Below are 24,817 nucleotides of genomic sequence, written 5' to 3'. Positions count from 1 at the left end.
TCAAAGCTCCCTTGCCAGTTTGCGTTTTTCGTTCCAGGCCGTGGCGCTAATGCTGACCAGGATAATGGCGCCGCTGAACACGGTGTGCCAGTAAGAGGAGACGCTCAGCAGCGTCAGGCCGTTTTGTAAGAAGGCCAGCAGGACAACGCCGAGCAGCGTTCCGGTCAGGGTACCGCGTCCACCGCTCATGCTGGTTCCCCCGAGCACGACCGCCGCCAGTACCGTCAACTCAAAACCGAGCAGGGAGTTGGGCGCCACGGATTGGGTGATTTGCGCCTGCACCACGGCGGCAACGCCTGCCAGAATCCCCATGTAGCCGTACACATAGAAATGCAGCTTCAGCAAATTCAGACCCAGGCGCGACGCCGCGTCGCGGTTGCCGCCCATGGCGTAAACCTGGCGACCGAGGCGGGTATAGTTCATCAGTACGGCAGTCACAATAATCACCGTCGCCAGACACAGCAGGGGCAGGGTCAGTCCGTAGTCGTAGCCGTCCGCTGCGGTGAACGAGAACCAGTTAATGCCGTTCATGAACCAGTCCGGGAAGCCATACAGCCAGGTACCTTTAGTGGCGTACACCAGCAGGCCGTAGTAGACGTTCAGCGTGGCGATGGTAATGATGATCGCCGGTACGCGCAGCCAGTAGACCAGAAAGCCGTTAATAAGCCCGAGTAGCAGTCCAACGGCAATGGCAATAACCAGCGCCAGCGCAAAGTTGCCGCCGTGACCGATCACCCAACTGGCCATCGCGTACTGGGCAATGGCGGTCATCGCCGGGAATGAAATGTCGATCCCGCCGGAAATCAGCACCACAAACAGGCCGCAGGCCAGAATGCCGAGAATGGCATAACTGGTGGCGACGTCTGTCAGGTTCCCCAGTGACAGGAACTCATCGGTACTGACGCTCAGACCGACGGCGAGTGCCACTACCAGTAGCCCCAGCCAGAATTCATGTTGCCCGAGCAAACGGGAGAAACGCAGACTATTCATTGATGACCTCGACCACTTCAGCAATTTCCTCTTCACGACACTGATGAGGATTAAATTCCGCCACCAGTTTGCCGCGACGCATCACCAGCACGCGGTGGCTGTTGTAATAGGCTTCCGGGATCTCATCGCAGATCATCAGTACCGCCATCCCCTGTTCGGCCAGGTCGCGGGCAATCTGGTAAATGCCCTCTTTGTTGGCAATGTCGACGCCAACGGTGGGGGAGTCGAGGATCAGGATGCGCGGATGGGTTGCCACCCATTTGGCAATGGCGATACGTTGGGCGTTGCCGCCGGAGAGCGTTTTGACCGGCAAGTGCGGATCGGACACTTTGATGTTCAGCTCGCGGATCAAATCAGCGACCAGCTTCTGTGCTTTAGCATGGTCGAGCAGGCCGCTGCGGGTGTGCAGTTGATCGAAGACCGTGACGATAGTGTTGTCGTAGATCGACTGCTCCATGATCAATCCCTGCGTCAGGCGATCTTCTGAGACGTAGCCGATCCCGTGCTGAATGGCATCGTGGTTATTACGCAGCCGGACCGGCTGACCGTTAATGCGCATTTCACCGCTTTCTGGGTGGGTCATGCCAAACAGACTCAGACACAGCTCGGTGCGCCCGGCACCCAGCAGGCCAACAATCGAGACAATCTCACCGCCATGCAGCGACAAATTAATATTCTGGTATTTTCCGCGACGGCTCAGGTTGCGCAGTTCCAGCAATGGTTCGTTGGAGTCGAACGACTTCTCCGGCAGCGGGCTGTAATGGAAGCGTTGCCCGGTCATCAGGAAGGCCAGTTCATGGCTGTCCAGTTCGCTGGCAGGATACGTGCCGACCAGTTTCCCGTCGCGCATCACGCTGATCCGGTCGGCTACTTCCATCACTTCATCAAGACGATGGCTGACAAATACCACGCAAATGCCGGCGGCTTTCAGTTCGTTAACCACCCGCAGCAGGCCGTTGACTTCCTGACGGGTTAATGAGGCGGTGGGTTCATCCATGATGACCAGCCGTGCGTCGGCGGCAATCGCCCGGCAAATCGCTACCAGTTGGCGGTCGGCGATGGAGAGTTTCTCGACCTTTTTGTCCGGATCGAGGGTTACGCCAATGCGCTTCATGGCTGCCAGCGCTTGTTGTTTCATGGCGCCGCGACGTACCCAGATATCACCGCCGGGCAGGTAGCGGTTAACCGCAATATTTTCCGCGACGCTAAAATTGGGGAACAGCGACAGATCCTGATAGATAACCTGGATGCCATAGTGAGAAGAAAGCTGCGGCGTCAGGTGATGGAACAGCTTGCCATCGAGTAAAATCTGCGCGCCTTTTTCAGGGTGATAGACCCCGGAGATCACTTTAATGATGGTGCTCTTGCCACAGCCGTTTTGGCCCGCCAGACAGTGAACTTCGCCTTTTTTCAGCGTCAGATTCACGTTATCCAGCGCCAGCACGCCCGGGAATTGTTTGCTGATATTCTCAAGAGTGATAAATGCGGTGGTGTCTGCCATGGACAATACCCCTGCGAGCGTCCTGACGGACGCTGAATGTGAGTGTGGTGGATAGCGCCGACCAGCTGGTCGGCGTTAAGGTTCCCTGGTGTTGGCTAAAGCCTTAGAAACCGAGTGATTGCGCGTTGTCTTTGGTGACTTCGAGGATCTTGTTAAAACGGATCACTTTCTTCTCCATGTCGATATCGGCTTTCCCTAAACCATCAATACTCAGAGAGTCATTGACCTCTTTGCCTTGCAGCAGTTGGTCAGCAACCGTCACCAGTGCGTAGCCCGCATCTTTCGGGTCCCACAGCAGTGCTTTTTTGATATCCCCACGCATCAGGTAAGGTGCAGCCTGGGCTGGCATGGCGATACCGACGACGGCAATTTTATCCTTGGCGCGTTTTTTCTGTACGGCCTGGCCTGCCCCGATCGGACCCAGCGAACCGAAGCCGATAATCCCTTTCATTTGCGGATAGGTTTTCATCAGGTCCAGCGTCGTGGAGTAGGACTTATCAATACTTTCCGCTACCGGCAGACGCGAGGTCACTTCGAACATCTCCGGGTATTTTTCTTTCTGATACTTAATCGCGTAGTCGGCCCATGCGTTATGCAATGGCACGGTCAGCGAACCGACATAGATGGCATACCCCCCTTTGCCGCCCATACTTTTCGCCAGCTCATCAACGTTGGCCTGCGCATACTTTTCACTGTCGATAGTTTCGATATCCCACTGGCCGATTTGCTCGTCCGGGGATTCGTGCGTCAGGACCACAATGCCTTTCTCGCGCGCTTTTTTCAGTACCGGCTCAAGGACTTTGGCATCGTTTGGCACTACGATTATCGCATTCACGTTTTTGGCGATCAGATCTTCAATCACTTTGACTTGCTGAGCTGGATCCGGTGTAGACGGACCGGTCTGGTAAGCGTTCACATCCAGTTTTTTTGCGGCTTCGTTAACGCCGGTCTCCATACGGTTAAACCAGGGAATACCGGTGACTTTGGCAACCACCGCAATTTCATATTTTTCCGCCGCAAAGGACGTACCGGACAACATGCATGCAGAAACCAGAGTTGCACTGAGTAACGCGAGTTTGAATTTCATAGTTGTACCTTTAGTAGGGGGCAGGGCATGTCACGGCGTGAGGTTAACAACGAAGGGAATAGGGAATGAATCATAAATGTGGTGAATGTGATCCGTGCCCGTTTTTGTAAAAAACAGGATCTCTTTGGGTTAATTTTTAGTTAAATGTGAAGGGTTGTGTGCGCAGGTAATCAAATTTATTGTTATCAAATTATTAAAATCAAAATATAAATTAACATTTTATTATCATTTGCATTAAGGGGATGCGGTAAAACGCCATTTTTGCCGTTGCCGACAAGGAACAAACTTTCGAAATTGAGAACTGAATCGATACCGGAAAAGGAGGCTTAATATTTTAGCGTTCAATGCTATCCTCTGCGCATTCTCGCCAACAACGTCCTTTTAATGGCGGGCTGAATTTATTGTGGAGAACTCATGCCGCGTGTAAAACGCATCATTGTCACGTTGTTTTTGGTCGTCCTGTCCTTTGGCGCGGGCGCACATCCCCACAGCTTCATTCATCTGAAAACAGAGCTGGTGAGTGAAAATAACCAGTTTGTGGCGATGAAAATGCGCTGGACGATGGATGAAATCACCTCCGCTGACCTGCTGTACGATGCGGGCAATGCCAGACCGGGAGATGAGATCTGGAAAAAACTGGCTGCGGAAGTGATGGCCAATGTCCTCGGACAGCACTATTTCACCGAAGTGTGGCACAACGGGCAAAAGGTAAAATTTAAAAATCGCCCGACGGAATATGGCATGGAACGCGAGGAACACCAGGCGGTGCTGACGTTCGTCCTGCCGCTGGCCCAGCCACAGCCGCTTGCCGGACAGACCTATAGTATTTCCACGTTCGACCCCACCTACTACGTGGATATGAGCTACGACCAGGACAGCGATGCCGCGCTGGCGCCAGGCTTCAGCAAGCAATGCCGGATTAGCGTGCATACTCCGACGCCCAATGAACAAACGCTGAGCTTTGCGCAGTCGCTGGATAAAGAAGACGCGCCGCCGGAGGATATGGATTTGGGTAAGCAGTTTGCGCAGACGGTGACGGTGCAATGTCAGTAATTTATCAACAACGTACAGCCGGTCGCCGCTGGCTCACCTTGTGGCCGCTGGCGGCCTTCTTGCTGCTGGCGATCTGCGGCGCGCTGTGGTTATGGCAGGCCTGGCCGCAGGTGATGGTGCAAAGTATTCTCTGGCAACGGGACGTTAACCAGCAGATGAGCGGCTTGCTGAAAGCGGTGGCCGCCAATCCCACCCGTGCGGGCGGATCGCTGCTGCTGTTTAGCTTTATTTATGGGGTATTACACGCGCTGGGGCCGGGACACGGGAAAATAGTTATCACCACCTGGCTGGCAACGCATCCCTCGAAGCTGAGGTCGAGCATTGGGCTGACGCTGGCCTCGTCCTTATTACAGGGGCTGGTGGCGATCGGTCTGGTCGTTGTGGTGCTTACGGTACTGCAACTGCCCGCCCGGCAACTGCATATGAGCAGTTTCTGGCTGGAGAAGGGCAGTTATGCGCTGGTCGGCGTGCTGGGGATACTGCTGTGCTGGCGGGCGTTAAAAAAATTACGCGCGCTGCTGCGTCGACCAACATTTACTGCTTTCACGCCACATCATGTGCATGATGAACGCTGCGGTTGCGGGCATCAGCATCTGCCCAACCCGCAACAGCTGCAAAGTGGCGATGACTGGCGCGCCCGGCTGATGATTATTTTCTCGATGGGTATGCGCCCTTGTTCCGGCGCAATTATGGTGCTGTTGTTCAGTAAAGTGGTGGGGGTTTTTGGCTGGGGCATGGCGTCGGCGCTGGCGATGGCAGCGGGAACCTCCCTGACCATCAGTTCTCTGGCATTGCTGGTACACAGTTTCCGTCGGCTGGCGGTGAAACTCAGCGGAAATAAAGCGCCTATATTGTGGCGACAAATAGCCTGGACCACGCTGGCACTGGCCGGCGGCACGATTTTAGTGGTTGCTGCGGTGGTGATGTGGGGGAGTGCGGTGCCGGTAGGAAGGGGATTACGGCCGTTTTAGGTTAGTGAGCGGTATGAGTATGAAATGTAGGCCGGATAAGACGCGTAAGCGTTGCATCCGGCACCACAACCGATTAACGCTTCAGCGCGTCGCTCAGTTCGTCACGCATATTCGCCAGCATGGCTTTCACTACGCGCGGGTTACCCGCAACGATGTTGCCAGTAGACAGGTAGTTATGACCGCCGGTGAAGTCGCATACCAGTGCGCCTGCTTCACGAGCAATCAGCTCACCTGCGGCAAAATCCCACGGTTTCAGGCCGATTTCGAAGTAGCCATCAACGCGGGCTGCAGCAACATAAGCCAGATCCAGCGCAGCAGAACCGGTGCGACGGAAGTCAGCGCATTCGGTGTACATTTTGCCGAGGATCTTCATATAAGAAGGTGCGTGCTGTTTGGCTTTGAACGGGAAGCCGGTGGCGATGATGGTGCCATCCAGATCGCGAGCGGTGCTGCCACGCAGACGGTAGCCGTTCAGCTGTGCGCCCTGGCCGCGTGTTGCGGTGAACAGTTCATTACGCATTGGATCGTAAACAACAGCGACTTCAGTACGGCCTTTAATGCGTACTGCGATGGATACCGCGAAGTGCGGCAGACGTTTTACGAAGTTGGTGGTGCCATCCAGTGGATCGATAACCCATTGAACATCCAGATCTTCACCAACATGTTCACCGCTTTCTTCGGTGATGATGGTGTGCTGAGGGTAAGATTTGCGGATTGTTTCGATAATAATCGCTTCTGCGGCTTTATCGACGTTAGTCACGAAATCATTGCTGCCTTTCTGGCTGGTTTCTACAGAGTCTGGTGTTTCGTAGTGTTTGGCAATTACATTACCCGCCTTGCGCGCTGCGCGCACGGCGATGGTCAGCATCGGATGCATCGGTCTCTCTCACTGGATGTTAAAGAACGGGAAAACGGCGCAGAGTATAGCAGCGAGTTCGGTATATGTCTTCGTTTTATGATAATATGACCGAATAATCTTTAGCCGAAGAAAGACAATGCTGCAAAATATTCGAATTGTGCTGGTGGAGACCTCTCACACCGGCAATATGGGCTCCGTTGCCCGCGCAATGAAAACCATGGGTTTAACCAATCTGTGGCTGGTGAATCCACTGGTAAAACCTGACTCCCAGGCCATCGCCCTGGCGGCCGGAGCCAGCGATGTGATCGGTAATGCGCAGATCGTTGACACCCTCGATGAAGCACTGGCTGGCTGTAGCCTGGTGGTCGGAACCAGCGCGCGTTCCCGTACTTTGCCGTGGCCGATGCTCGACCCGCGCGAATGCGGTTTAAAAAGCGTCGCCGAAGCGGCGAACACCCCGGTTGCGCTGGTGTTTGGTCGTGAACGCGTAGGGCTGACCAACGACGAACTGCAAAAATGCCATTATCACGTCGCGATTGCCGCGAACCCGGAATACAGTTCGCTGAACCTGGCGATGGCGGTACAGGTCATTTCTTATGAAGTGCGTATGGCCTGGTTGGCAACGCAGGAAAGCGCTAAGACGACAGAATACGAAGACACCGAGTATCCGCTGGTCGATGATTTAGAGCGTTTTTACGGTCATCTGGAACAAACGTTATTGTCGACGGGTTTTATCCGCGAGAATCATCCGGGGCAGGTGATGAACAAACTGCGACGTCTGTTCACGCGTGCGCGTCCTGAGAGCCAGGAACTGAATATTCTGCGTGGAATGCTTGCTTCTATAGAGCAGCAGAATAAAGGAAAGTAAGCCGGATAAGCGAAGCGCTGCCCGGAGAGGAAAAACGGCACTGAAGGTTAAATACCTGACTAATTTAGTCAAGTAAATAGTTGACTGATTTAGTCGGGAATGTCAGACTTGCCCCTGCTATGCAATACCCCCATTTTACAATAAAAAACCCCGGGCAGGGGCGAGTTTGAGGCTAAGTAAGACATGAGACTGACATCAAAAGGGCGTTATGCCGTGACCGCAATGTTGGACGTTGCGCTCAACTCCGAAACGGGCCCGGTACCGTTGGCTGATATTTCTGAACGTCAGGGCATTTCCCTGTCGTATCTGGAGCAGCTGTTTTCCCGTTTGCGTAAAAACGGTCTGGTTTCAAGCGTACGTGGACCAGGCGGCGGGTATCTGCTGGGTAAAGATGCAGGCAGCATCGCAGTAGGTGAAGTCATTAGCGCTGTTGACGAGTCGGTAGATGCCACCCGTTGTCAGGGTAAAGGTGGTTGTCAGGGCGGCGATAAGTGCCTGACCCACGCGCTGTGGCGCGATCTGAGTGACCGTCTGACGGGTTTCCTCAACAATATTACGTTGGGTGAGCTGGTAAATAATCAGGAAGTCCTGGATGTGTCTGGTCGCCAGCACACGCATGAGGCTCCACGCAGTACCCGCACGCAAGACGCGATCGACGTTAAACTGCGTGCCTAATTTAACCGTCCTGTTTCGGGCTGCATGTGCAGCCTTGCTGAAACGCGAAACAGTTAGGTTAAAGATAATAAGATATTAGAATCAGGCCGGGGTGTTGGACACCCCGTTAACTCGGCCGTACATCCAGCCGGTTGCCTGGTTCCTTGCATTGAAGCGATGTACGGAGTTTATAGAGCAATGAAATTACCGATCTATCTCGACTACTCCGCAACCACGCCGGTGGACCCGCGTGTTGCCGAGAAAATGATGCAGTGTCTGACCCTGGACGGAAACTTTGGTAATCCAGCGTCCCGTTCTCACCGTTTTGGCTGGCATGCTGAAGAGGCGGTAGATATCGCCCGTAATCAGATTGCTGACCTGGTGGGTGCCGATCCGCGTGAAATCGTCTTTACTTCCGGTGCGACCGAATCCGACAACCTGGCGATTAAAGGTGCGGCCAACTTTTATCAGAAAAAAGGCAAGCACATCATCACCAGCAAAACGGAACACAAAGCCGTGCTGGACACCTGTCGTCAGCTGGAGCGCGAAGGGTTTGAAGTGACCTATCTCGCCCCACAGCGTAACGGTATTATTGACCTGAAAGAACTCGAAGCGGCGATGCGTGACGACACCATCCTCGTTTCCATCATGCATGTGAATAACGAAATTGGCGTGGTGCAGGATATTGCGGCTATCGGCGAAATGTGCCGTGCGCGCGGCATCATCTATCACGTTGATGCGACCCAGAGCGTGGGCAAACTGCCTATCGACCTGAGCCAGCTGAAAGTTGACCTGATGTCCTTCTCCGGTCACAAAATCTACGGTCCGAAAGGTATCGGCGCACTGTATGTTCGTCGTAAACCGCGTATCCGCATCGAAGCACAGATGCACGGCGGTGGTCACGAGCGCGGCATGCGTTCTGGTACGCTGCCTGTCCACCAGATCGTGGGTATGGGTGAAGCTTACCGTATCGCGAAAGAAGAGATGGAAACCGAGATGGCGCGCCTGCGCAGTCTGCGTAACCGTCTGTGGAACGGCGTGAAAGACATGGAAGAGGTCTACCTGAATGGTGATCTTGAGCATGGCGCACCGAACATCCTTAACGTCAGCTTTAACTACGTTGAAGGCGAGTCGCTGATCATGGCGCTGAAAGATCTGGCCGTTTCTTCCGGTTCTGCCTGTACGTCTGCAAGCCTGGAACCTTCCTACGTGCTGCGCGCGTTGGGTATGACTGACGAGCTGGCACACAGCTCAATCCGTTTCTCTTTAGGTCGTTTCACTACCGAAGAAGAGATTGACTACACCATCGATCTGGTTCGCAAGTCTATCGGCCGTCTGCGTGAACTTTCCCCGCTGTGGGACATGTTCAAACAGGGCGTAGACATCAACAGCATCGAATGGTCACATCATTAATCGGTACCGATAAGGAGAATTCATCATGGCTTACAGCGAAAAAGTAATCGATCATTATGAGAATCCACGTAACGTGGGTTCTTTTGACAACAGCGACGAGAACGTGGGCAGCGGTATGGTGGGTGCACCGGCCTGTGGCGACGTGATGAAGTTGCAGATCAAAGTCAACAATGAAGGTATCATTGAAGACGCGCGTTTTAAGACTTATGGCTGCGGTTCCGCCATTGCCTCCAGCTCCCTGGTTACCGAATGGGTGAAAGGGAAATCGCTGGACGAAGCACAGGCGATTAAAAACACCGATATCGCAGACGAGCTTGAACTGCCACCGGTGAAAATTCACTGTTCTATTCTGGCTGAAGACGCGATTAAAGCCGCGATTGCGGATTACAAAAGCAAACGTGAAGCAAAATAATTAAGAGTTGAGGTTTTATTATGTCGATTACCTTAAGCGACAGTGCAGCAGCGCGAGTAAATACCTTCCTGGCAAACCGTGGTAAAGGGTTTGGCCTGCGCCTGGGTGTGAGAACCTCCGGCTGCTCAGGTATGGCCTATGTACTGGAATTTGTTGACGAGCCGGCGGCTGAAGATACCGTGTTTGAAGACAAAGGCGTTAAAGTCGTGATCGACGGTAAAAGCCTGCAATTTCTGGACGGTACGCAGTTAGACTTCGTCAAAGAAGGTCTGAACGAAGGGTTTAAGTTCACTAACCCTAACGTGAAAGACGAGTGTGGATGCGGCGAAAGCTTCCACGTGTAACGTGCGTCACCCGAAAACCCCACCGTGGCCTTGCTGCTACGTGTGGGGTTTGTTCTAACAGGCTACCCCTGAGAATGTTATGGACTACTTCACCCTCTTTGGCTTACCGGCCCGTTATCAGCTCGATATTCAGGCGCTGAGCCTCCGTTTTCAGGATCTACAACGTCAGTATCATCCTGATAAATTTGCCAGCGGTTCCCAGGCGGAACAACTTGCTGCAGTTTCGCAGTCCGCCACGATCAACCAGGCCTGGCAAACGCTGCGTCATCCCTTGATGCGCGCCGAATACTTACTGTCTTTACATGGCTTTGATATCAGAAACGAGCAGCACACGGTGCGCGATACCGCGTTCCTGATGGAGCAACTCGAGCTGCGCGAAGAGCTGGACGAGATTGAACAGGCTAAAGACAGTGAACGTCTGGATGCGTTGATGAAACGCATCAACGAGATGTACCAGGTTCGCCATCAGTTGATGGTCGAACAGCTGGACAGCGAAGCGTGGGACGTGGCGGCAGATACCGTGCGTAAACTGCGTTTTCTCGATAAACTGCGAAGCAGTGCAGAACAACTCGAAGAAAAACTGCTCGATTTTTAATTTCGGAAGCGAAAATGGCCTTATTACAAATTAGTGAGCCTGGTCTGAGTGCCGCACCGCACCAGCGTCGTCTGGCTGTAGGCATTGACTTAGGCACCACCAACTCTCTGGTCGCGACTGTACGCAGCGGCCAGGCCGAAACGCTGGCTGACCACGAAGGACGTCACCTGCTGCCGTCAGTGGTTCACTATCAGCAGCAGGGCTACGCTGTTGGCTACGATGCCCGTGCCAACGCGGCGCTGGACACAGCAAACACCGTCAGTTCGGTAAAACGTATGATGGGCCGCTCGCTGGCGGATATTCAGACGCGTTATCCGCATCTGCCGTATACGTTCCAGGCAAGCGAAAACGGTCTGCCGATGATCGAAACCGCTGCGGGTTTGCTCAATCCGGTACGGGTTTCCGCCGATATTCTGAAAGCGCTAGCCGCACGCGCAACCGAAGCGCTGTCCGGTGAACTGGACGGCGTGGTGATTACCGTTCCGGCCTATTTTGACGATGCACAGCGTCAGGGTACCAAAGACGCCGCGCGTCTGGCGGGCCTGCATGTGCTGCGTCTGCTGAACGAACCGACCGCTGCCGCTATCGCCTATGGTCTGGATTCGGGTCAGGAAGGCGTGATTGCGGTCTATGACCTCGGCGGCGGCACGTTTGATATTTCTATTCTGCGCCTGAGCCGTGGCGTGTTTGAAGTGCTGGCGACGGGCGGGGATTCCGCGCTCGGTGGTGATGATTTCGACCATCTGCTGGCTGATTATATTCGTGAGCAGGCGGGCGTGGCCGATCGCAGCGATAACCGCGTACAGCGCGAGCTGCTCGATGCTGCGATTGCCGCTAAAATTGCGCTTAGCGATGCCGAGTCCGTCACGGTTAACGTGGCAGGATGGCAGGGTGACGTTACCCGCGAAACTTTTAACGAACTGATTTCCGCTCTGGTTAAGCGCACGCTGCTGGCCTGCCGCCGCGCACTGAAAGATGCCGGCGTTGAGGCGCAGGATGTTCTGGAAGTGGTGATGGTCGGTGGTTCAACGCGCGTACCGCTGGTGCGTGAACGCGTCGGTGAATTTTTTGGCCGCACGCCGCTGACCTCCATTGACCCGGATAAAGTGGTCGCCATTGGCGCGGCAATCCAGGCGGATATTCTGGTTGGGAATAAACCCGACAGTGAAATGCTGCTGCTGGACGTTATCCCGCTGTCCCTGGGGCTGGAAACCATGGGTGGTCTGGTGGAAAAAGTGATCCCACGTAACACCACCATTCCGGTGGCCCGTGCGCAGGACTTCACCACCTTCAAAGATGGCCAAACGGCGATGTCGATTCACGTCATGCAGGGCGAGCGTGAACTGGTGCAGGATTGCCGTTCTCTGGCGCGTTTTGCACTGCGCGGCATTCCGGCGCTGCCGGCAGGTGGGGCGCATATTCGCGTGACCTTCCAGGTTGATGCCGATGGGCTGCTGAGCGTCACCGCCATGGAGAAATCCACCGGCGTGGAATCCTCCATCCAGGTCAAACCGTCTTACGGTCTGACGGACAACGAAATCGCTTCCATGATTCAGGATTCGATGAGCTTTGCCGAGCAGGATGTAAAAGCCCGCATGCTGGCAGAGCAGAAAGTCGAAGCTGCACGCGTACTGGAGAGTTTATCCGGTGCGTTGAATGCTGATGCCGCGCTGTTAAGCGCCGCAGAACGTCAGGCCATCGACGCCGCCGCCGCGCATTTGAGCGAGGTTGCACAGGGTGACGATGTTGACGCTATCGAACAAGCCATTAAAAACGTAGACAAACAAACCCAGGAATTCGCCGCTCGCCGCATGGACAAGTCGGTCCGTAGCGCGCTGAAAGGCCATTCCGTGGACGAGGTTTAATATGCCAAAGATTGTTATTTTGCCTCATCAGGATCTCTGTCCCGATGGCGCAGTTCTGGAAGCTGAGACCGGTGAGACCATTCTCGACGTTGCCCTGCGTAACGGTATCGAGATTGAACACGCCTGTGAAAAATCCTGTGCCTGCACCACCTGTCACTGCATCGTGCGTGAAGGCTTCGACTCCCTGCCGGAAAGCACGGAAGAAGAAGATGACATGCTGGACAAAGCCTGGGGACTGGAACCTGAGAGCCGTTTAAGCTGTCAGGCACGCGTCACCGAAGACGATTTAGTGGTCGAAATCCCACGTTACACAATCAATCATGCGCGTGAGCATTAACAGAGGGTAGTATGGGACTGAAGTGGACCGATAGCCGCGAAATTGGCGAGGCATTGTACGACGTGTTCCCCGATCTCGATCCCAAGACCGTACGTTTCACCGATCTCCATCAGTGGATCTGCGACCTTGAGGAATTTGATGACGACCCTGGCGCATCCAATGAAAAAATTCTGGAGGCGATTCTGCTAGTCTGGTTAGATGAAGCAGAATAATTTTTGCGTCATGATTCGCGCCGCAGATGCGTTGGCTACGCTTGCTCACCCCAGTCACATAGTTATCTATGCTCCCGGGGATTCGCTCACTTGCCGCCTTCCTGCAACGCGAATCATTTAGCAAAAAGATCTAACGGGCTGCCATAGGGCGGCCCGTTTGCTAATAAGGATAAATAAAATGACAGAAGCCATGAAAATTACGCTTTCCACGCAGCCAGCTGACGCGCGCTGGGGTGAAAAAGCGACCTACAGCGTTAATAGCGACGGCATTACCCTACATCTTAATGGGAAAGACGATCTGAGCCTTATCCAGCGCGCCGCGCGGAAAATCGACGGTCTGGGTATCAAACATATTCAGCTGGAAGGCGAAGGCTGGGATACCGAGCATAGCTGGGCATTCTGGCAGGGTTACAAAGGACCTAAAGGCAGCCGTAAAGTTGAGTGGGCCCCGCTGGACGACGTGCAGCAGAAGGAACTGGATAGCCGCCTGAAAATTATTGACTGGGTGCGTGACACGATCAATGCCCCGGCGGAAGAACTCGGCCCGGAACAACTGGCGCAGCGCGCGGTTGATCTGCTGTGCAGCGTGGCGTGCGATAACGTCTCTTATCGCATCACCAAAGGTGAAGATCTGCGCGAGCAGAATTACATGGGTCTGCACACGGTAGGCCGTGGGTCTGAACGGCCACCGGTGCTGCTGGCGCTGGACTTTAACCCGACCGGCGATAAAGAAGCGCCGGTTTACGCCTGCCTGGTCGGCAAAGGGATCACCTTTGACTCCGGCGGTTACAGTATCAAGCAAAGCGCATTTATGGACTCGATGAAGTCCGATATGGGCGGCGCGGCAACGGTAACGGGGGCACTGGCATTCGCCATCACTCGCGGTCTGAACAAACGCGTGAAGCTGTATCTGTGCTGTGCGGATAACCTGATCAGCGGCAACGCCTTCAAGCTCGGCGATATCATTCGCTATCGTAATGGCAAAAATGTTGAAGTGATGAACACCGACGCCGAAGGCCGTTTGGTACTGGCAGATGGTCTGATTGATGCCAGCGCACAGAAGCCTGAGTTGATTATCGATGCCGCGACGTTGACCGGTGCGGCGAAAACGGCACTGGGTAACGATTACCATGCGCTGTTTAGCTTTGATGACCAGCTGGCGGCCCGTCTGATGGCAAGCGCGGCGCAGGAGAACGAACCGTTCTGGCGCCTGCCGCTGGCGGAATTCCACCGTAACCAGCTGCCGTCCAACTTTGCCGAGCTGAACAACACCGGCAGCGCGGCCTATCCTGCGGGCGCAAGCACCGCGGCGGGCTTCCTGTCGCATTTCGTGGAAAACTATCAGCAAGGCTGGCTGCATATCGACTGCTCTGCAACCTATCGCAAGGCACCGGTTGAGCAGTGGTCCGCGGGCGCGACCGGTCTGGGTGTGCGCACCATCGCGAATCTGCTGACTGCCTGAACGGTGTTTTTGTAGGCCGGGTAAGCGAAGCGCCACCCGGCATTTTGCCTGATGCGACGCGGTGCGTCTTATCAGGCCTACAACCCATATGTACAAAATTTGTGATCTTATGTCCGAAATAAAAAATGAATTAGAAACGTTGCTGGAAAAAGCAGCGACGGAGCCTGCGCATCGTCCGGCCTTTTTCCGTACGTTGCTGGAATCCACCGTCTGGGTTCCGGGTACGGCCGCAGAAGGCGAGGCGGTAGTTGAAGACAGCGCACTGGATCTGCAGCACTGGGAAAAAGAAGACGGCACCACCGTGATCCCGTTTTTCACCTCCCTTGAAGCCCTGCAGCAAGCCGTTGAAGACGAACAGGCGTTTGTTGTGATGCCGGTACGTACGCTGTTTGAAATGACGCTGGGCGCGACGCTGTTTCTCAACGCCAAACTGCCGACCGGCAAAGAATTTATGCCGCGTGAAATCAGCCTGCTGCTCGGTGAAGAAGGCAATCCGCTGAGTACCCAGGAAGTGCTGGAAGGCGGCGAGTCGCTGATCCTCTCCGAGGTCGCGGAACCTCCGGCGCAGATGATCGACTCGCTCACGACGCTGTTTAAAACCATTAAGCCAGTGAAACGGGCGTTTATTTGCTCAATTAAAGACAGCCCGGATGCCCAGCCTAATCTGCTGATTGGCATTGAGGCCGAGGGCGATATTGACGAGATTATTCATGCCACGGGCAGCGTAGCGACCGATACGTTACCGGGTGATGAGCCGATTGATATCTGCCAGGTGGTGAAAGGTGAGAAAGGGGTCAGCCACTTTATTACCGAACACATCGCGCCGTTCTACGAACGCCGCTGGGGCGGTTTCCTGCGCGATTTTAAACAGAACCGGATTATCTAAAAGACCTTGCCGAATGGCCACGCATACGTCTTATCCAGCCTACGATTTACGCTATTTTGTAGGCCGGATGAGTGACGCGCCATCCGGCATTTCCAGCTTTATAATATCGGTTCTACCGGTAAATCGTTACGCGCGCCCCATTCGCTCCACGCCCCGTCATACAGGGCCACGTTAGGGACACCCAGAGCGGCAAGCGCCAGCACCACCACGGCGGCGGTTACGCCGGAGCCGCAGCTGGCGATAATCGGTCTGTCAAAGCTCACGCCGTGGCTAAAGAAGATGGTGTCCAGTTCCTCGGTGGTTTTTAACTCGCCGTCGCGAACCAGTTCAGTCCACGGTACGTTTAGCGCGCCGGGAACATGGCCGCGCCTCAGGCCAGGACGTGGCTCGTCGACTTCCGCGTTGAAACGCGCTGCCGGGCGTGCATCAACAATCTGTGCGGTTTTTTCATGGCTGGCCAGCAGGACATCGGTCACCCGCACCACGGCTTCCGGCGTAAACGCCACGTCAAACTCGCCTTCTGACAAATCAACGTTCCCTGCCTGCAGCGGGAATGCATCACGCTGCCAGCTTGCGAAACCGCCCGCCAAAATGGAGACATTTTCCACACCGAACGTGCGCAGCATCCACCAGGCGCGCGGGGCAGAGAACAGGTTGCCATCATCGTAAATGACCAGATGTTTATCCTGATGTACGCCCAGTTCGCGCATGGCTACAGCGAACGCCTCCGGGCGCGGCATCATATGCGGTAACGCTGATGTATGGTCGGAGAGCGCTTCGATATCAAAAAAGACTGCGCCAGGGATATGTCCAGCGCGATATTCCTCGCCAACATCGCGCTCCTCCTGTCCTGGAGGCGCCATCCGGGCATCAAGAATCTGTATTTCCGGATCGTCAATGTGTTCGACAAGCCAGTCGGCAGCGACAAAGAAGGCGGTGGTCATAGGCATCTCCATTTTTACCAGGTTTCGGCAAATTGTCGGCTGTTTACCGTCAAGGGACAAGTAAAAGAGGCTGATTTGTCAGGGTGGATCGACATTCTTCACGAAAATTCAGATAACGTAGATTGGTTACAGACTTCCAGATCCTGAAATCTGACGCATAATAGGGGTTCTACGTAGCTAACAGGCCGCTCAGGCCAGGGATGAAAAATGAAACATTTACGCGTAGCGGCCTGTATGCTGATGCTTGCGCTGGCGGGGTGCGATAATAATGATAAGCCGTCGACGGACGCGAAAAATAATGCGCCTGCCCCCCAGACTACGCCGGCAAAAAATCCGGCGCAATTAGACAAGCTGGAACAGCAAAGTCAGGGTAAACCGTTGACGCTACTGGATGCCTCAGAAGTCCAGTTAGACGGTGCTGCAACGCTGGTGCTGACGTTCTCTATCCCCCTCAATCCTGAGCAAGATTTTTCTCGCGTATTGCACGTTGTCGATAAAAAAAGCGGCAAAGTGGACGGAGCCTGGGAATTGGCGCCCAACCTGAAAGAGCTACGTTTACGTCATCTGGAACCCAACCGTGAGCTGGTGGTAACCATTGAGCGCGATTTGCTGGCGCTGAATAAGGCGACGTTTGGCACTGAATATGAAAAAAACATCACCACTCGCGATGTTCAGCCGAGCGTCGGATTTGCCAGTCGTGGTTCGCTGTTACCAGGCAAAGTGATTGAAGGACTACCGGTGATGGCGCTGAACGTCAACAGCGTGGATGTGAACTTTTTTCGTGTGAAGCCGGAGTCGCTCGGCGCGTTTGTCAGCCAGTGGGAGTACCGCAATTCACTGTCTAACTGGGAATCCGACAACCTGCTGAAGATGGCGGAACTGGTGTATACCGGACGCTTTGACCTTAATCCTGCGCGTAACACCCGCGAGAAACTTCTGCTGCCGCTGGGCGACATCAAGCCATTGCAGCAGGCGGGGGTTTACATTGCGGTGATGAATCAGGCCGGGAAATACAACTACAGCAATGCCGCCACGCTATTTACGCTCAGCGATATTGGCGTTTCCGCGCACCGTTACCACAATCAGCTGGATGTCTTTACTCAGAGCCTGGAAAACGGTGCTGCACAGCAGGGTATTGATGTCACCTTGCTCAATGAGAAAGGGCAGACGCTGGCGCAGGCGACCAGCGATGCACAGGGCCACGTGAAGCTTGAGACGGATAAAGATGCTGCCTTATTGCTGGCGCGTAAAGACGGGCAAACCACGCTGCTGGATCTGAAATTACCGGCGCTGGATCTGGCTGAATTTGATATCGCGGGTGCGCCGGGATACAGCAAACAGTTCTTTATGTTCGGCCCGCGCGACCTCTATCGTCCGGGGGAAACGGTGATCCTCAACGGATTGCTACGCGACAGCGACGGCAAAACGTTGCCCGATCAGCCGGTGAAGCTGGAAGTGGTGAAGCCCGACGGGCAGGTATTACGCACGGTGGTCAGCCAACCCGAAAACGGTCTGTACCGTCTGACCTGGCCGTTGGACAGCAGTGCGCCAACCGGTATGTGGCATATTCGCGCCAACACCGGCGATAACCGCTCACGGATGTGGGATTTCCACGTCGAAGATTTTATGCCCGAGAGGATGGCGCTCAACCTCACCGCCAATAAAATGCCGATTGCACCGGCTGACGATGTGAAGTTTTCGGTGGCGGGTTACTACCTTTATGGCGCGCCTGCGAATGGTAATGCCCTGCAAGGTCAGTTATTCCTGCGACCACAGCGTGAAGCGGTGTCTGCATTGCCGGGATTCCAGTTTGGTAATATTGCCGAAGAGAACCTTTCCCGCAGTCTCGATGAAGTTCAGCTGACCCTGGATGAACACGGTCGTGGCGAAGTCACAACCAGCAGTCAGTGGCAGGAAGCACACTCGCCGTTACAGGTCATTTTGCAGGCCAGCCTGCTGGAATCGGGTGGCCGTCCGGTGACCCGTCGGGTAGAACAGGCCATCTGGCCTGCGGATACCCTGCCGGGTATTCGCCCGCAGTTTGCTGAGAAAGCCGTTTATGATTACCGCACCGATACCACGGTGAATCAACCCATCGTTGATGAAGACAGCAACGCCGCATTTGATATTGTTTATGCCGATGCAAAAGGCGAGAAAAAAGCGGTTTCCGGCTTGCAGGTACGGTTGATCCGCGAACGTCGTGATTACTACTGGAACTGGTCTGAAGGTGAAGGCTGGCAGTCGCAGTTCGATCAAAAGGATCTGGTCGAAGGCGAGCAATCGCTGGATCTTACCGCCGATGAAACCGGCAAGGTCAGTTTCCCGGTGGAGTGGGGCGCTTACCGCCTGGAAGTGAAAGCACCAAACGATACGGTGAGCAGCGTACGTTTCTGGGCCGGATACAGCTGGCAGGATAACAGCGACGGCAGCGGGGCGGTGCGCCCGGATCGTGTCACTCTGAAGCTGGATAAACCCAATTATCGTCCTGGCGACACCATGAAGTTGCACATTGCCGCGCCTGCCGCCGGTAAAGGCTATGCGATGGTGGAATCTAGCGAAGGCCCACTGTGGTGGCAAGAGATTAACGTCCCTGCAAATGGTCTGGATCTCTCTATTCCGGTCGACAAAACCTGGAACCGCCATGACCTGTATCTTAGCGCGCTGGTGATCCGCCCTGGCGACAAATCCCGCTCGGCTACGCCAAAACGCGCGGTCGGATTACTGCATTTGCCGCTGGGCGATGAAAATCGTCGCCTGGATTTGACGCTGGAAAATCCGGCCAAAATGCGCCCGAATCAACCGCTGACCGTTAAAGTGAAGGCCAGCGTCAAAAATGGGGACGTGCCTAAACAAGTTAACGTCCTCGTCTCCGCTGTAGACAGCGGGGTGTTGAATATCACCGATTACGCTACCCCGGATCCGTGGCAGGCATTTTTCGGCCAGAAACGCTATGGCGCGGATATTTATGACATTTACGGCCAGGTAATCGAAGGGCAAGGGCGTCTGGCGGCGCTGCGTTTCGGTGGCGATGGCGATGAGCTAAAACGCGGCGGCAAACCGCCGGTCAATCACGTCAATATCGTGGCACAACAGGCGCTGCCGGTCACACTCAACGAGCAGGGTGAAGGCTCGGTGACGTTACCAATTGGCGATTTCAACGGTGAGCTGCGGGTGATGGCGCAGGCCTGGACGGCAGATGATTTTGGCAGCAGTGAAAGCAAAGTGATTGTTGCCGCGCCGGTTATTGCTGAGCTTAATACGCCGCGCTTTATGGCCGGAGGCGACACCTCCCGGCTGACGCTGGATGTGACCAACCTGACAGACCAGCCGCAGACGCTGAATATTCAGCTTACTGCCAGTGGCTTAATGGAGCTGGTGGGGCAAAATCCTGCCCCGGTGAATCTGGCTCCAGGTGTGCGTACCACGCTGTTTATTCCTGTGCGGGCGCTGGAGGGATTCGGCGATGGTGAGATTCAGGCCGTTATTAGTGGTCTGACGCTGCCTGGTGAAATGCTCCCCGTTCAACATAAACAGTGGAAGATTGGCGTGCGTCCGGCGTTCCCGGCGCAAACACTCAATAGCGGCGTGGCGTTGCAATCCGGTGAAACCTGGCAGTTACCGGACGGGGAACTGACCAATTTCTCTCCGACGACGGTGCAGGGGCAGTTGCTGTTCAGCGGCAAGCCGCCGCTGAATCTGGCGCGCTACATCCGTGAATTGAAAGCCTATCCCTATGGCTGCCTGGAGCAGACGGCCAGCGGATTGTTCCCGTCGTTATACACCAATGCCGCGCAGTTGAAGGCATTGGGCATTGCGGGTGACAGCGATGAAAAACGCCGCGCTGCGGTTGAAATTGGTATTTCCCGGTTACTGCAAATGCAGCGTGACGACGGGGGTTTTGCGTTGTGGGATAAGAACGGGCCGGAAGAGTACTGGCTGAGTGCCTATGTCATGGACTTCCTCGTCCGGGCAAATGAGCAGGGCTACAGCGTCCCAGGTGAGGTGATTAACCGGGGCAATGCGCGGCTGCTGCGTTATTTGCAGGATCCGGGCATGATGTCGATTCGCTACACCGACGACACCGCAGCCAGCCGGTTTGCTGTGCAGGCCTATGCCGCATTGGTACTGGCCCGTCAGCAGAAAGCCCCGTTGGGTGCTCTGCGTGAGATTTGGGAGCGTCGTGCTCAGGCCGCCTCTGGTCTGCCGCTGCTGCAATTGGGCATTGCGCTGAAAAACATGGGCGATGCGAATCGCAGTGAACAGGCGCTGATGCTGGCACTCAATACGCCGCGCCGCGATGCTCAACAATGGATGGCGGATTACGGCAGTCAGCTACGCGACAACGCGCTGATGCTGGCCTTGCTGGAAGAGAATAAACTGAAACCTGACGTGCAAAATACCTTGCTGAACACGCTGTCAGAGCAGGCTTTCGGTCAGCGCTGGCTCTCCACTCAGGAGAACAATGCACTGTTCCTGGCTGCCCGCACGCTGCAGGATTTGCCGGGCACGTGGCAGGCACGGACTTCGTTCTCTGAACAACCGCTGGCGGGTGATAAATCGCAAACCCGAAATCTGGATGTTGAACAGTTATCTACACTGGCGGTAACCAACACGGGTAGCCTGCCGTTGTGGCTGCGTCTGGACGTCAGCGGCTACCCGCAGACCCCGCCACAGCCTGCCAGCAATGTGCTGCACATTGAACGCCAGGTTCTGGGCACCGATGGGCAGAGTAAATCGCTCTCGTCTCTGCGCAGTGGTGAGCTGGTGCTGGTTTGGTTGACAGTCAAAGCCAGCCAGAATGTCCCGGATGCGCTGGTGGTCGATCTTCTGCCTGCCGGTCTGGAACTGGAAAACCAGAATCTGGCCAACGGTAGCGCCAGCCTGCAGGATAGCGGCAGTGAAGTGGCGAATCTGCTTAATCAAATGCAGCAGGCGGATATCCAGCACATTGAATTCCGTGACGATCGTTTTGTCGCGGCGGTGGCGGTCAACGAAGGGCAACCGGTCACGCTGGTGTATCTGGCACGAGCGGTCACCCCGGGGACGTATCAGGTACCTGTACCCCAGGTGGAATCGATGTATGTTCCGCAGTGGCGTGCCACCGGCACGGCTGAGGGCCTGCTGATTGTCAGACCGTAGATGATGAATCGGTGGGTTAAACGCAGCGGCTGGCTGGTAGTCGCTGCGTTGCTAACAGGGGCAGCAGTGTGGACGGCGGATAAAATCTGGCCGTTGCCGCTGCATGAGGTTAACCCTGCGCGAGTGGTGGTGGCTCAGGACGGGACGCCGCTGTGGCGCTTTGCCGACGCGGACGGTATTTGGCGTTATCCGGTCACTCTTGAAGAGGTCTCGCCCCGTTATCTTGAGGCGCTCATTAACTACGAAGATCGCTGGTTCTGGAAACATCCCGGCGTCAATCCGTTTTCCGTGCTTCGCGCCGCCTGGCAGGATCTTACCTCCGGGCGCGTGGTCTCCGGGGGCAGTACGCTCACCATGCAGGTGGCGAGACTGCTTGACCCGCATCCACGTACCTTTGGCGGTAAGTTTCGCCAACTCTGGCGCGCATTCCAGCTGGAGTGGCATCTCTCCAAACGTGACATTCTGACGCTGTATCTTAATCGCGCGCCGTTTGGCGGGACGCTGCAAGGCGTCGGTGCCGCAAGCTGGGCGTATCTTGGTAAATCACCGGCACAACTCAGTTACTCCGATGCCGCGCTGCTGGCCGTACTGCCACAGGCGCCGAGCCGTTTGCGCCCGGACCGTTGGCCGGAGCGGGCGCAAGCCGCGCGCAATAAAGTGCTCGATCGCATGGCGACGCAGGGCGTCTGGTCGGCAAAACAGGCGCAGGAATCACGCGAAGAACCGGTCTGGCTGGCACCGAGGCAGATGCCGCAATTGGCGCCGTTATTTTCGCGCATGATGCTGAACAAAAGCAGCAGTAATAAAATTGTCACCACGCTGGACGCCGGGCTGCAACGTCAACTGGAGGAGCTGGCGCAAAACTGGAAGGGGCGGCTTCCGGCGCGCAGCTCGCTGGCGATGATTGTCGTCGACCATACCGATATGCGCGTGCGTGGCTGGGTGGGCTCGGTGGATATGAATGATGACACCCGCTTTGGTCATGTGGATATGGTAAGCGCGATCCGCTCGCCGGGATCGGTGCTGAAACCCTTTGTCTATGGGCTGGCGCTGGAGGACGGACTGGTTCACCCGGCCTCATTATTGCAGGACGTACCGCGGCGTACCGGAGACTATCGTCCGGGGAATTTTGACAGCGGTTTTCATGGTCCGGTAAGCATGAGCGAGGCGCTGGTGCGCTCGCTAAATCTCCCGGCAGTCCAGGTACTGGAAGCCTATGGCCCGAAACGTTTTGCCGCCAGGCTGCGTAACGTGGGGTTACCGTTGTATTTACCGGCGGGGGCGGCGCCAAATTTGTCGCTGATCCTCGGGGGCGCGGGAGCCAGGCTTGAAGATATGGCGGCGGCGTACAGCGCATTTGCCCGTCAGGGAAAAGCAGGAAAGCTGCGCCTGCAGCCGGAAGAACCACTGCTGGAACGCCCGCTGATGTCTGCCGGCGCAGCGTGGATTATTCGGCGAATTATGGCGGACGAGGCGCAGCCTTTGCCGGATAATGCGCTAAGCCGCGTGGTGCCGTTGGCATGGAAAACGGGCACCAGTTATGGTTATCGTGATGCATGGGCGATTGGCATCAACTCACGTTACGTGATTGGCATCTGGACCGGCAGACCCGACGGCACACCAGTGGTGGGGCAGTTTGGTTTTGCCAGCGCTGTGCCTTTGCTGAATCAGGTTAACAACCTGCTGTTGGCACGGGGGGGAAATCAGCCTGAAGACCCGCGCCCTGAGTCGGTCAGCCGGGGCGTAGTGTGTTGGCCGGGCGGGCAATTTTTGCCAAACGGGGATGGTAACTGCCGCCGCCGCTTAGCCACCTGGCTGCTGGACGGTAGCCAGCCGCCCACACTGTTATTACCTGAGCAGGAAGGGGTTAACGGTATTCGTTTTCCCGTTTGGTTAGATGAGGCAGGAAAACGCGTGGCGCCAGACTGCCCCCAGGCGCGAGAACAGACGTTAATCGTTTGGCCGTTGCCGCTGGAGCCCTGGCTATCGCAATCCGAGCGGCGAGCCGCGCGGCTACCGCCAGTTTCCTCAACCTGCCCGCCGTTGGGGCAGGACGCTTTCTTACCGCTGCAGTTGACAGGCGTTCGCGATGGCGCGATTGTGAAACGCTTACCCGGTTCACCGGCGGTCTCAGTACCGGTACAAACCAGCGGTGGGACGGGCGAACGCTGGTGGTTTCTTAACGGTGAGCGGCTGGAGGAACGTGGGCGGAGTCTGACCCTACGCTTAACGGTAATAGGTGAATACCAGCTGTTGGTTATGGGTGATGGCGGGCAGGTTGCCACGGTGAGATTTGCTTTGCAGTAGACCAGCTTGATGTTATTTGTTGCTGAAACTCATCTTATTTTAAAGAAATGTTACCTTCATCAATAGTCAATTGCCGGGATGCTCTTTATAATCCGCGCCAGGTCGTAGAGATATATCCCCAAAATAATTTGAGTTGCAGGAAAGCTAACACACCTGCAGCTTGAAGTAGGAAGGGGAGACAACAACAGAACAAATTACAGAGGTTATCATGGCTATTGAACGTACTTTTTCCATCATCAAACCAAACGCGGTGGCAAAAAACGTTATTGGGAGCATCTTCGCGCGCTTTGAATCAGCAGGGTTCAAAATTGTGGGTACTAAAATGCTGCACCTGACCGTTGAACAGGCACGTGGTTTTTATGCCGAGCACGACGGCAAACCGTTCTTTGACGGCCTGGTTGAATTCATGACCTCTGGTCCGATCGTTGTTTCCGTACTGGAAAGCGAAAACGCCGTTCAGCGTCACCGCGATCTGCTGGGTGCAACCAACCCAGCGAATGCGCTGGCAGGCACGCTGCGTGCAGATTACGCTGACAGCTTCACCGAGAACGGCACCCACGGTTCCGACTCCGCTGAATCTGCCGCGCGTGAAATCGCTTATTTCTTTGGTGAAGGCGAGGTTTGCCCGCGCACGCGCTAATCTCCTGCGTCTTTCACGTCGCCGATGCGTTGGCAGCGTTCGTTTACCCCGGTCACATAGTTTTCTATGCTCCCGGGGATGCTCGAACTTGCCGTTTTCCTGCGACGCGAAATCCTTTGGAGATGAATTAGCATTTACATATTATTTTCGCTAATGCTTCGTGCAAACGTGGCATCCCTGCGCCAGACTTTGTACAATGCAACGCCCCGGAAGAGCAGACCGCTTACCGGGGCGTTTCTTTTTAACCCTCCACGGGCCATAACGTGTAACAACGAGGC

At 55.4% G+C, this 24,817-nt stretch carries 21 protein-coding genes; 16 read left to right on the top strand and 5 right to left on the bottom strand.

Translation table 11 applies throughout. The annotated features are described in order from the left end of the window. The 3 genes from IMQ48_RS21580 to IMQ48_RS21570 all read right to left on the bottom strand — a co-directional run bounded on the left by IMQ48_RS21580 (nucleotide 1) and on the right by IMQ48_RS21570 (nucleotide 3,578). Nucleotides 1-990, bottom strand: coding sequence for an ABC transporter permease (locus IMQ48_RS21580; protein ID WP_196210596.1), 990 nt, complete (start codon nucleotides 988-990; stop codon nucleotides 1-3). Continuing rightward, the gene (locus IMQ48_RS21575; protein WP_196210595.1) at nucleotides 983-2,491 is read right to left on the bottom strand and encodes a sugar ABC transporter ATP-binding protein; all 1,509 of its coding nucleotides are present in this window, start codon (nucleotides 2,489-2,491) and stop codon (nucleotides 983-985) included. The genes IMQ48_RS21580 and IMQ48_RS21575 overlap by 8 nt, the downstream gene beginning before the upstream one ends. 103 nt (nucleotides 2,492-2,594) lie before the next feature. Next, a complete protein-coding gene (locus IMQ48_RS21570; protein WP_135911600.1) occupies nucleotides 2,595-3,578 on the bottom strand; it encodes an autoinducer 2 ABC transporter substrate-binding protein in 984 nt (327 codons plus the stop codon). 414 nt (nucleotides 3,579-3,992) lie between these two features. On the opposite strand from IMQ48_RS21570, the gene IMQ48_RS21565 reads away from it, so the two are divergent. Together IMQ48_RS21565 and IMQ48_RS21560 are read left to right on the top strand one after the other, a co-directional pair. Next, a complete protein-coding gene (locus IMQ48_RS21565) occupies nucleotides 3,993-4,631 on the top strand; it encodes a DUF1007 family protein (protein WP_196210594.1) in 639 nt (212 codons plus the stop codon). Then, nucleotides 4,622-5,602: a nickel/cobalt transporter gene (locus IMQ48_RS21560; protein ID WP_196210593.1), complete on the top strand. Its 981-nt coding sequence runs from the start codon at nucleotides 4,622-4,624 to the stop codon at nucleotides 5,600-5,602. The genes IMQ48_RS21565 and IMQ48_RS21560 overlap by 10 nt, the downstream gene beginning before the upstream one ends. 73 nt (nucleotides 5,603-5,675) lie before the next feature. Here the strand turns inward: IMQ48_RS21560 and suhB are convergent, their stop codons facing one another. Next, on the bottom strand, nucleotides 5,676-6,479 hold the full coding sequence (suhB, locus tag IMQ48_RS21555; protein ID WP_182269359.1) for an inositol-1-monophosphatase: 804 nt from the start codon (nucleotides 6,477-6,479) through the stop codon (nucleotides 5,676-5,678). A gap of 118 nt (nucleotides 6,480-6,597) precedes the next feature. Here suhB and trmJ point away from each other — a divergent pair, with 118 nt between their 5' ends. The 11 genes from trmJ (at nucleotide 6,598) to sseB (ending at nucleotide 15,509) form a co-directional block, all read left to right on the top strand. Continuing rightward, the gene (gene trmJ / locus IMQ48_RS21550) at nucleotides 6,598-7,329 is read left to right on the top strand and encodes a tRNA (cytosine(32)/uridine(32)-2'-O)-methyltransferase TrmJ (RefSeq protein WP_196210592.1); all 732 of its coding nucleotides are present in this window, start codon (nucleotides 6,598-6,600) and stop codon (nucleotides 7,327-7,329) included. A 183-nt stretch (nucleotides 7,330-7,512) separates the two neighbouring features. Further along, the gene (gene iscR, locus IMQ48_RS21545; RefSeq protein WP_196210591.1) at nucleotides 7,513-8,004 is read left to right on the top strand and encodes a Fe-S cluster assembly transcriptional regulator IscR; all 492 of its coding nucleotides are present in this window, start codon (nucleotides 7,513-7,515) and stop codon (nucleotides 8,002-8,004) included. A 177-nt stretch (nucleotides 8,005-8,181) separates the two neighbouring features. After that, nucleotides 8,182-9,396: a cysteine desulfurase gene (gene iscS, locus IMQ48_RS21540; RefSeq protein WP_096756165.1), complete on the top strand. Its 1,215-nt coding sequence runs from the start codon at nucleotides 8,182-8,184 to the stop codon at nucleotides 9,394-9,396. Nucleotides 9,397-9,421: 25 nt separating this feature from the next. Next, entirely contained in the window at nucleotides 9,422-9,808 is a 387-nt protein-coding gene (iscU, locus tag IMQ48_RS21535; RefSeq protein ID WP_002913991.1) for a Fe-S cluster assembly scaffold IscU, read from the top strand. 20 nt (nucleotides 9,809-9,828) lie between these two features. After that, nucleotides 9,829-10,152 (top strand): iron-sulfur cluster assembly protein IscA, encoded by a 324-nt coding sequence (gene iscA, locus IMQ48_RS21530; RefSeq protein ID WP_003835203.1) that lies wholly within the window; start codon nucleotides 9,829-9,831, stop codon nucleotides 10,150-10,152. A gap of 79 nt (nucleotides 10,153-10,231) precedes the next feature. Continuing rightward, nucleotides 10,232-10,747 carry a co-chaperone HscB gene (gene hscB / locus IMQ48_RS21525; protein WP_196210590.1) on the top strand — a complete coding sequence of 172 codons (516 nt, stop codon included), beginning with the start codon at nucleotides 10,232-10,234 and terminating at the stop codon, nucleotides 10,745-10,747. A gap of 14 nt (nucleotides 10,748-10,761) precedes the next feature. After that, nucleotides 10,762-12,612: a Fe-S protein assembly chaperone HscA gene (hscA, locus tag IMQ48_RS21520; protein WP_196210589.1), complete on the top strand. Its 1,851-nt coding sequence runs from the start codon at nucleotides 10,762-10,764 to the stop codon at nucleotides 12,610-12,612. 1 nt (nucleotide 12,613) lies between these two features. Then, entirely contained in the window at nucleotides 12,614-12,949 is a 336-nt protein-coding gene (gene fdx, locus IMQ48_RS21515) for an ISC system 2Fe-2S type ferredoxin (protein ID WP_003037690.1), read from the top strand. A gap of 11 nt (nucleotides 12,950-12,960) precedes the next feature. Next, nucleotides 12,961-13,161 carry a Fe-S cluster assembly protein IscX gene (iscX, locus tag IMQ48_RS21510; protein ID WP_196210588.1) on the top strand — a complete coding sequence of 67 codons (201 nt, stop codon included), beginning with the start codon at nucleotides 12,961-12,963 and terminating at the stop codon, nucleotides 13,159-13,161. A 178-nt stretch (nucleotides 13,162-13,339) separates the two neighbouring features. Beyond that, nucleotides 13,340-14,623 (top strand): aminopeptidase PepB, encoded by a 1,284-nt coding sequence (pepB, locus tag IMQ48_RS21505; RefSeq protein WP_196210587.1) that lies wholly within the window; start codon nucleotides 13,340-13,342, stop codon nucleotides 14,621-14,623. Nucleotides 14,624-14,732: 109 nt separating this feature from the next. After that, the gene (gene sseB / locus IMQ48_RS21500; RefSeq protein WP_196210586.1) at nucleotides 14,733-15,509 is read left to right on the top strand and encodes an enhanced serine sensitivity protein SseB; all 777 of its coding nucleotides are present in this window, start codon (nucleotides 14,733-14,735) and stop codon (nucleotides 15,507-15,509) included. A 98-nt stretch (nucleotides 15,510-15,607) separates the two neighbouring features. Here sseB and sseA read toward each other — a convergent pair whose 3' ends face one another. Continuing rightward, nucleotides 15,608-16,453 (bottom strand): 3-mercaptopyruvate sulfurtransferase, encoded by an 846-nt coding sequence (gene sseA / locus IMQ48_RS21495; RefSeq protein ID WP_196210585.1) that lies wholly within the window; start codon nucleotides 16,451-16,453, stop codon nucleotides 15,608-15,610. Between the two features lie 207 nt (nucleotides 16,454-16,660). Between sseA and IMQ48_RS21490 the strand changes: the two genes are divergently transcribed. The 3 genes from IMQ48_RS21490 to ndk all read left to right on the top strand — a co-directional run bounded on the left by IMQ48_RS21490 (nucleotide 16,661) and on the right by ndk (nucleotide 24,539). After that, a complete protein-coding gene (locus tag IMQ48_RS21490; RefSeq protein WP_196210584.1) occupies nucleotides 16,661-21,592 on the top strand; it encodes an alpha-2-macroglobulin in 4,932 nt (1,643 codons plus the stop codon). Then, nucleotides 21,593-23,899: a peptidoglycan glycosyltransferase PbpC gene (gene pbpC / locus IMQ48_RS21485; RefSeq protein WP_196210583.1), complete on the top strand. Its 2,307-nt coding sequence runs from the start codon at nucleotides 21,593-21,595 to the stop codon at nucleotides 23,897-23,899. A gap of 208 nt (nucleotides 23,900-24,107) precedes the next feature. Continuing rightward, nucleotides 24,108-24,539, top strand: coding sequence for a nucleoside-diphosphate kinase (gene ndk, locus IMQ48_RS21480; protein WP_196210582.1), 432 nt, complete (start codon nucleotides 24,108-24,110; stop codon nucleotides 24,537-24,539). Nucleotides 24,540-24,817 lie beyond the last annotated feature (278 nt).

Origin of the sequence: Citrobacter sp. Res13-Sevr-PEB04-36 (assembly GCF_015672735.1) — a bacterium.
Lineage (GTDB): Bacteria > Pseudomonadota > Gammaproteobacteria > Enterobacterales > Enterobacteriaceae > Citrobacter.
This window is presented reverse-complemented; position numbering and strand designations above follow the sequence as displayed.

Bases quoted from the DNA above. Each gene is read 5' to 3' on its own strand.
- iscX (WP_196210588.1), top strand. From the start codon at position 12,961: ATGGGACTGAAGTGGACCGATAGCCGCGAAATTGGCGAGGCATTGTAC.
- pbpC (WP_196210583.1), top strand. From the start codon at position 21,593: ATGATGAATCGGTGGGTTAAACGCAGCGGCTGGCTGGTAGTCGCTGCG.
- trmJ (WP_196210592.1), top strand. From the start codon at position 6,598: ATGCTGCAAAATATTCGAATTGTGCTGGTGGAGACCTCTCACACCGGC.
- pepB (WP_196210587.1), top strand. From the start codon at position 13,340: ATGACAGAAGCCATGAAAATTACGCTTTCCACGCAGCCAGCTGACGCG.
- hscA (WP_196210589.1), top strand. From the start codon at position 10,762: ATGGCCTTATTACAAATTAGTGAGCCTGGTCTGAGTGCCGCACCGCAC.
- iscA (WP_003835203.1), top strand. From the start codon at position 9,829: ATGTCGATTACCTTAAGCGACAGTGCAGCAGCGCGAGTAAATACCTTC.
- IMQ48_RS21580 (WP_196210596.1), bottom strand. From the start codon at position 990: ATGAATAGTCTGCGTTTCTCCCGTTTGCTCGGGCAACATGAATTCTGG.
- IMQ48_RS21490 (WP_196210584.1), top strand. From the start codon at position 16,661: ATGAAACATTTACGCGTAGCGGCCTGTATGCTGATGCTTGCGCTGGCG.
- iscU (WP_002913991.1), top strand. From the start codon at position 9,422: ATGGCTTACAGCGAAAAAGTAATCGATCATTATGAGAATCCACGTAAC.
- sseB (WP_196210586.1), top strand. From the start codon at position 14,733: ATGTCCGAAATAAAAAATGAATTAGAAACGTTGCTGGAAAAAGCAGCG.
- IMQ48_RS21565 (WP_196210594.1), top strand. From the start codon at position 3,993: ATGCCGCGTGTAAAACGCATCATTGTCACGTTGTTTTTGGTCGTCCTG.
- IMQ48_RS21560 (WP_196210593.1), top strand. From the start codon at position 4,622: ATGTCAGTAATTTATCAACAACGTACAGCCGGTCGCCGCTGGCTCACC.
- suhB (WP_182269359.1), bottom strand. From the start codon at position 6,479: ATGCATCCGATGCTGACCATCGCCGTGCGCGCAGCGCGCAAGGCGGGT.
- iscR (WP_196210591.1), top strand. From the start codon at position 7,513: ATGAGACTGACATCAAAAGGGCGTTATGCCGTGACCGCAATGTTGGAC.
- ndk (WP_196210582.1), top strand. From the start codon at position 24,108: ATGGCTATTGAACGTACTTTTTCCATCATCAAACCAAACGCGGTGGCA.
- iscS (WP_096756165.1), top strand. From the start codon at position 8,182: ATGAAATTACCGATCTATCTCGACTACTCCGCAACCACGCCGGTGGAC.
- IMQ48_RS21570 (WP_135911600.1), bottom strand. From the start codon at position 3,578: ATGAAATTCAAACTCGCGTTACTCAGTGCAACTCTGGTTTCTGCATGC.
- sseA (WP_196210585.1), bottom strand. From the start codon at position 16,453: ATGACCACCGCCTTCTTTGTCGCTGCCGACTGGCTTGTCGAACACATT.
- IMQ48_RS21575 (WP_196210595.1), bottom strand. From the start codon at position 2,491: ATGGCAGACACCACCGCATTTATCACTCTTGAGAATATCAGCAAACAA.
- hscB (WP_196210590.1), top strand. From the start codon at position 10,232: ATGGACTACTTCACCCTCTTTGGCTTACCGGCCCGTTATCAGCTCGAT.
- fdx (WP_003037690.1), top strand. From the start codon at position 12,614: ATGCCAAAGATTGTTATTTTGCCTCATCAGGATCTCTGTCCCGATGGC.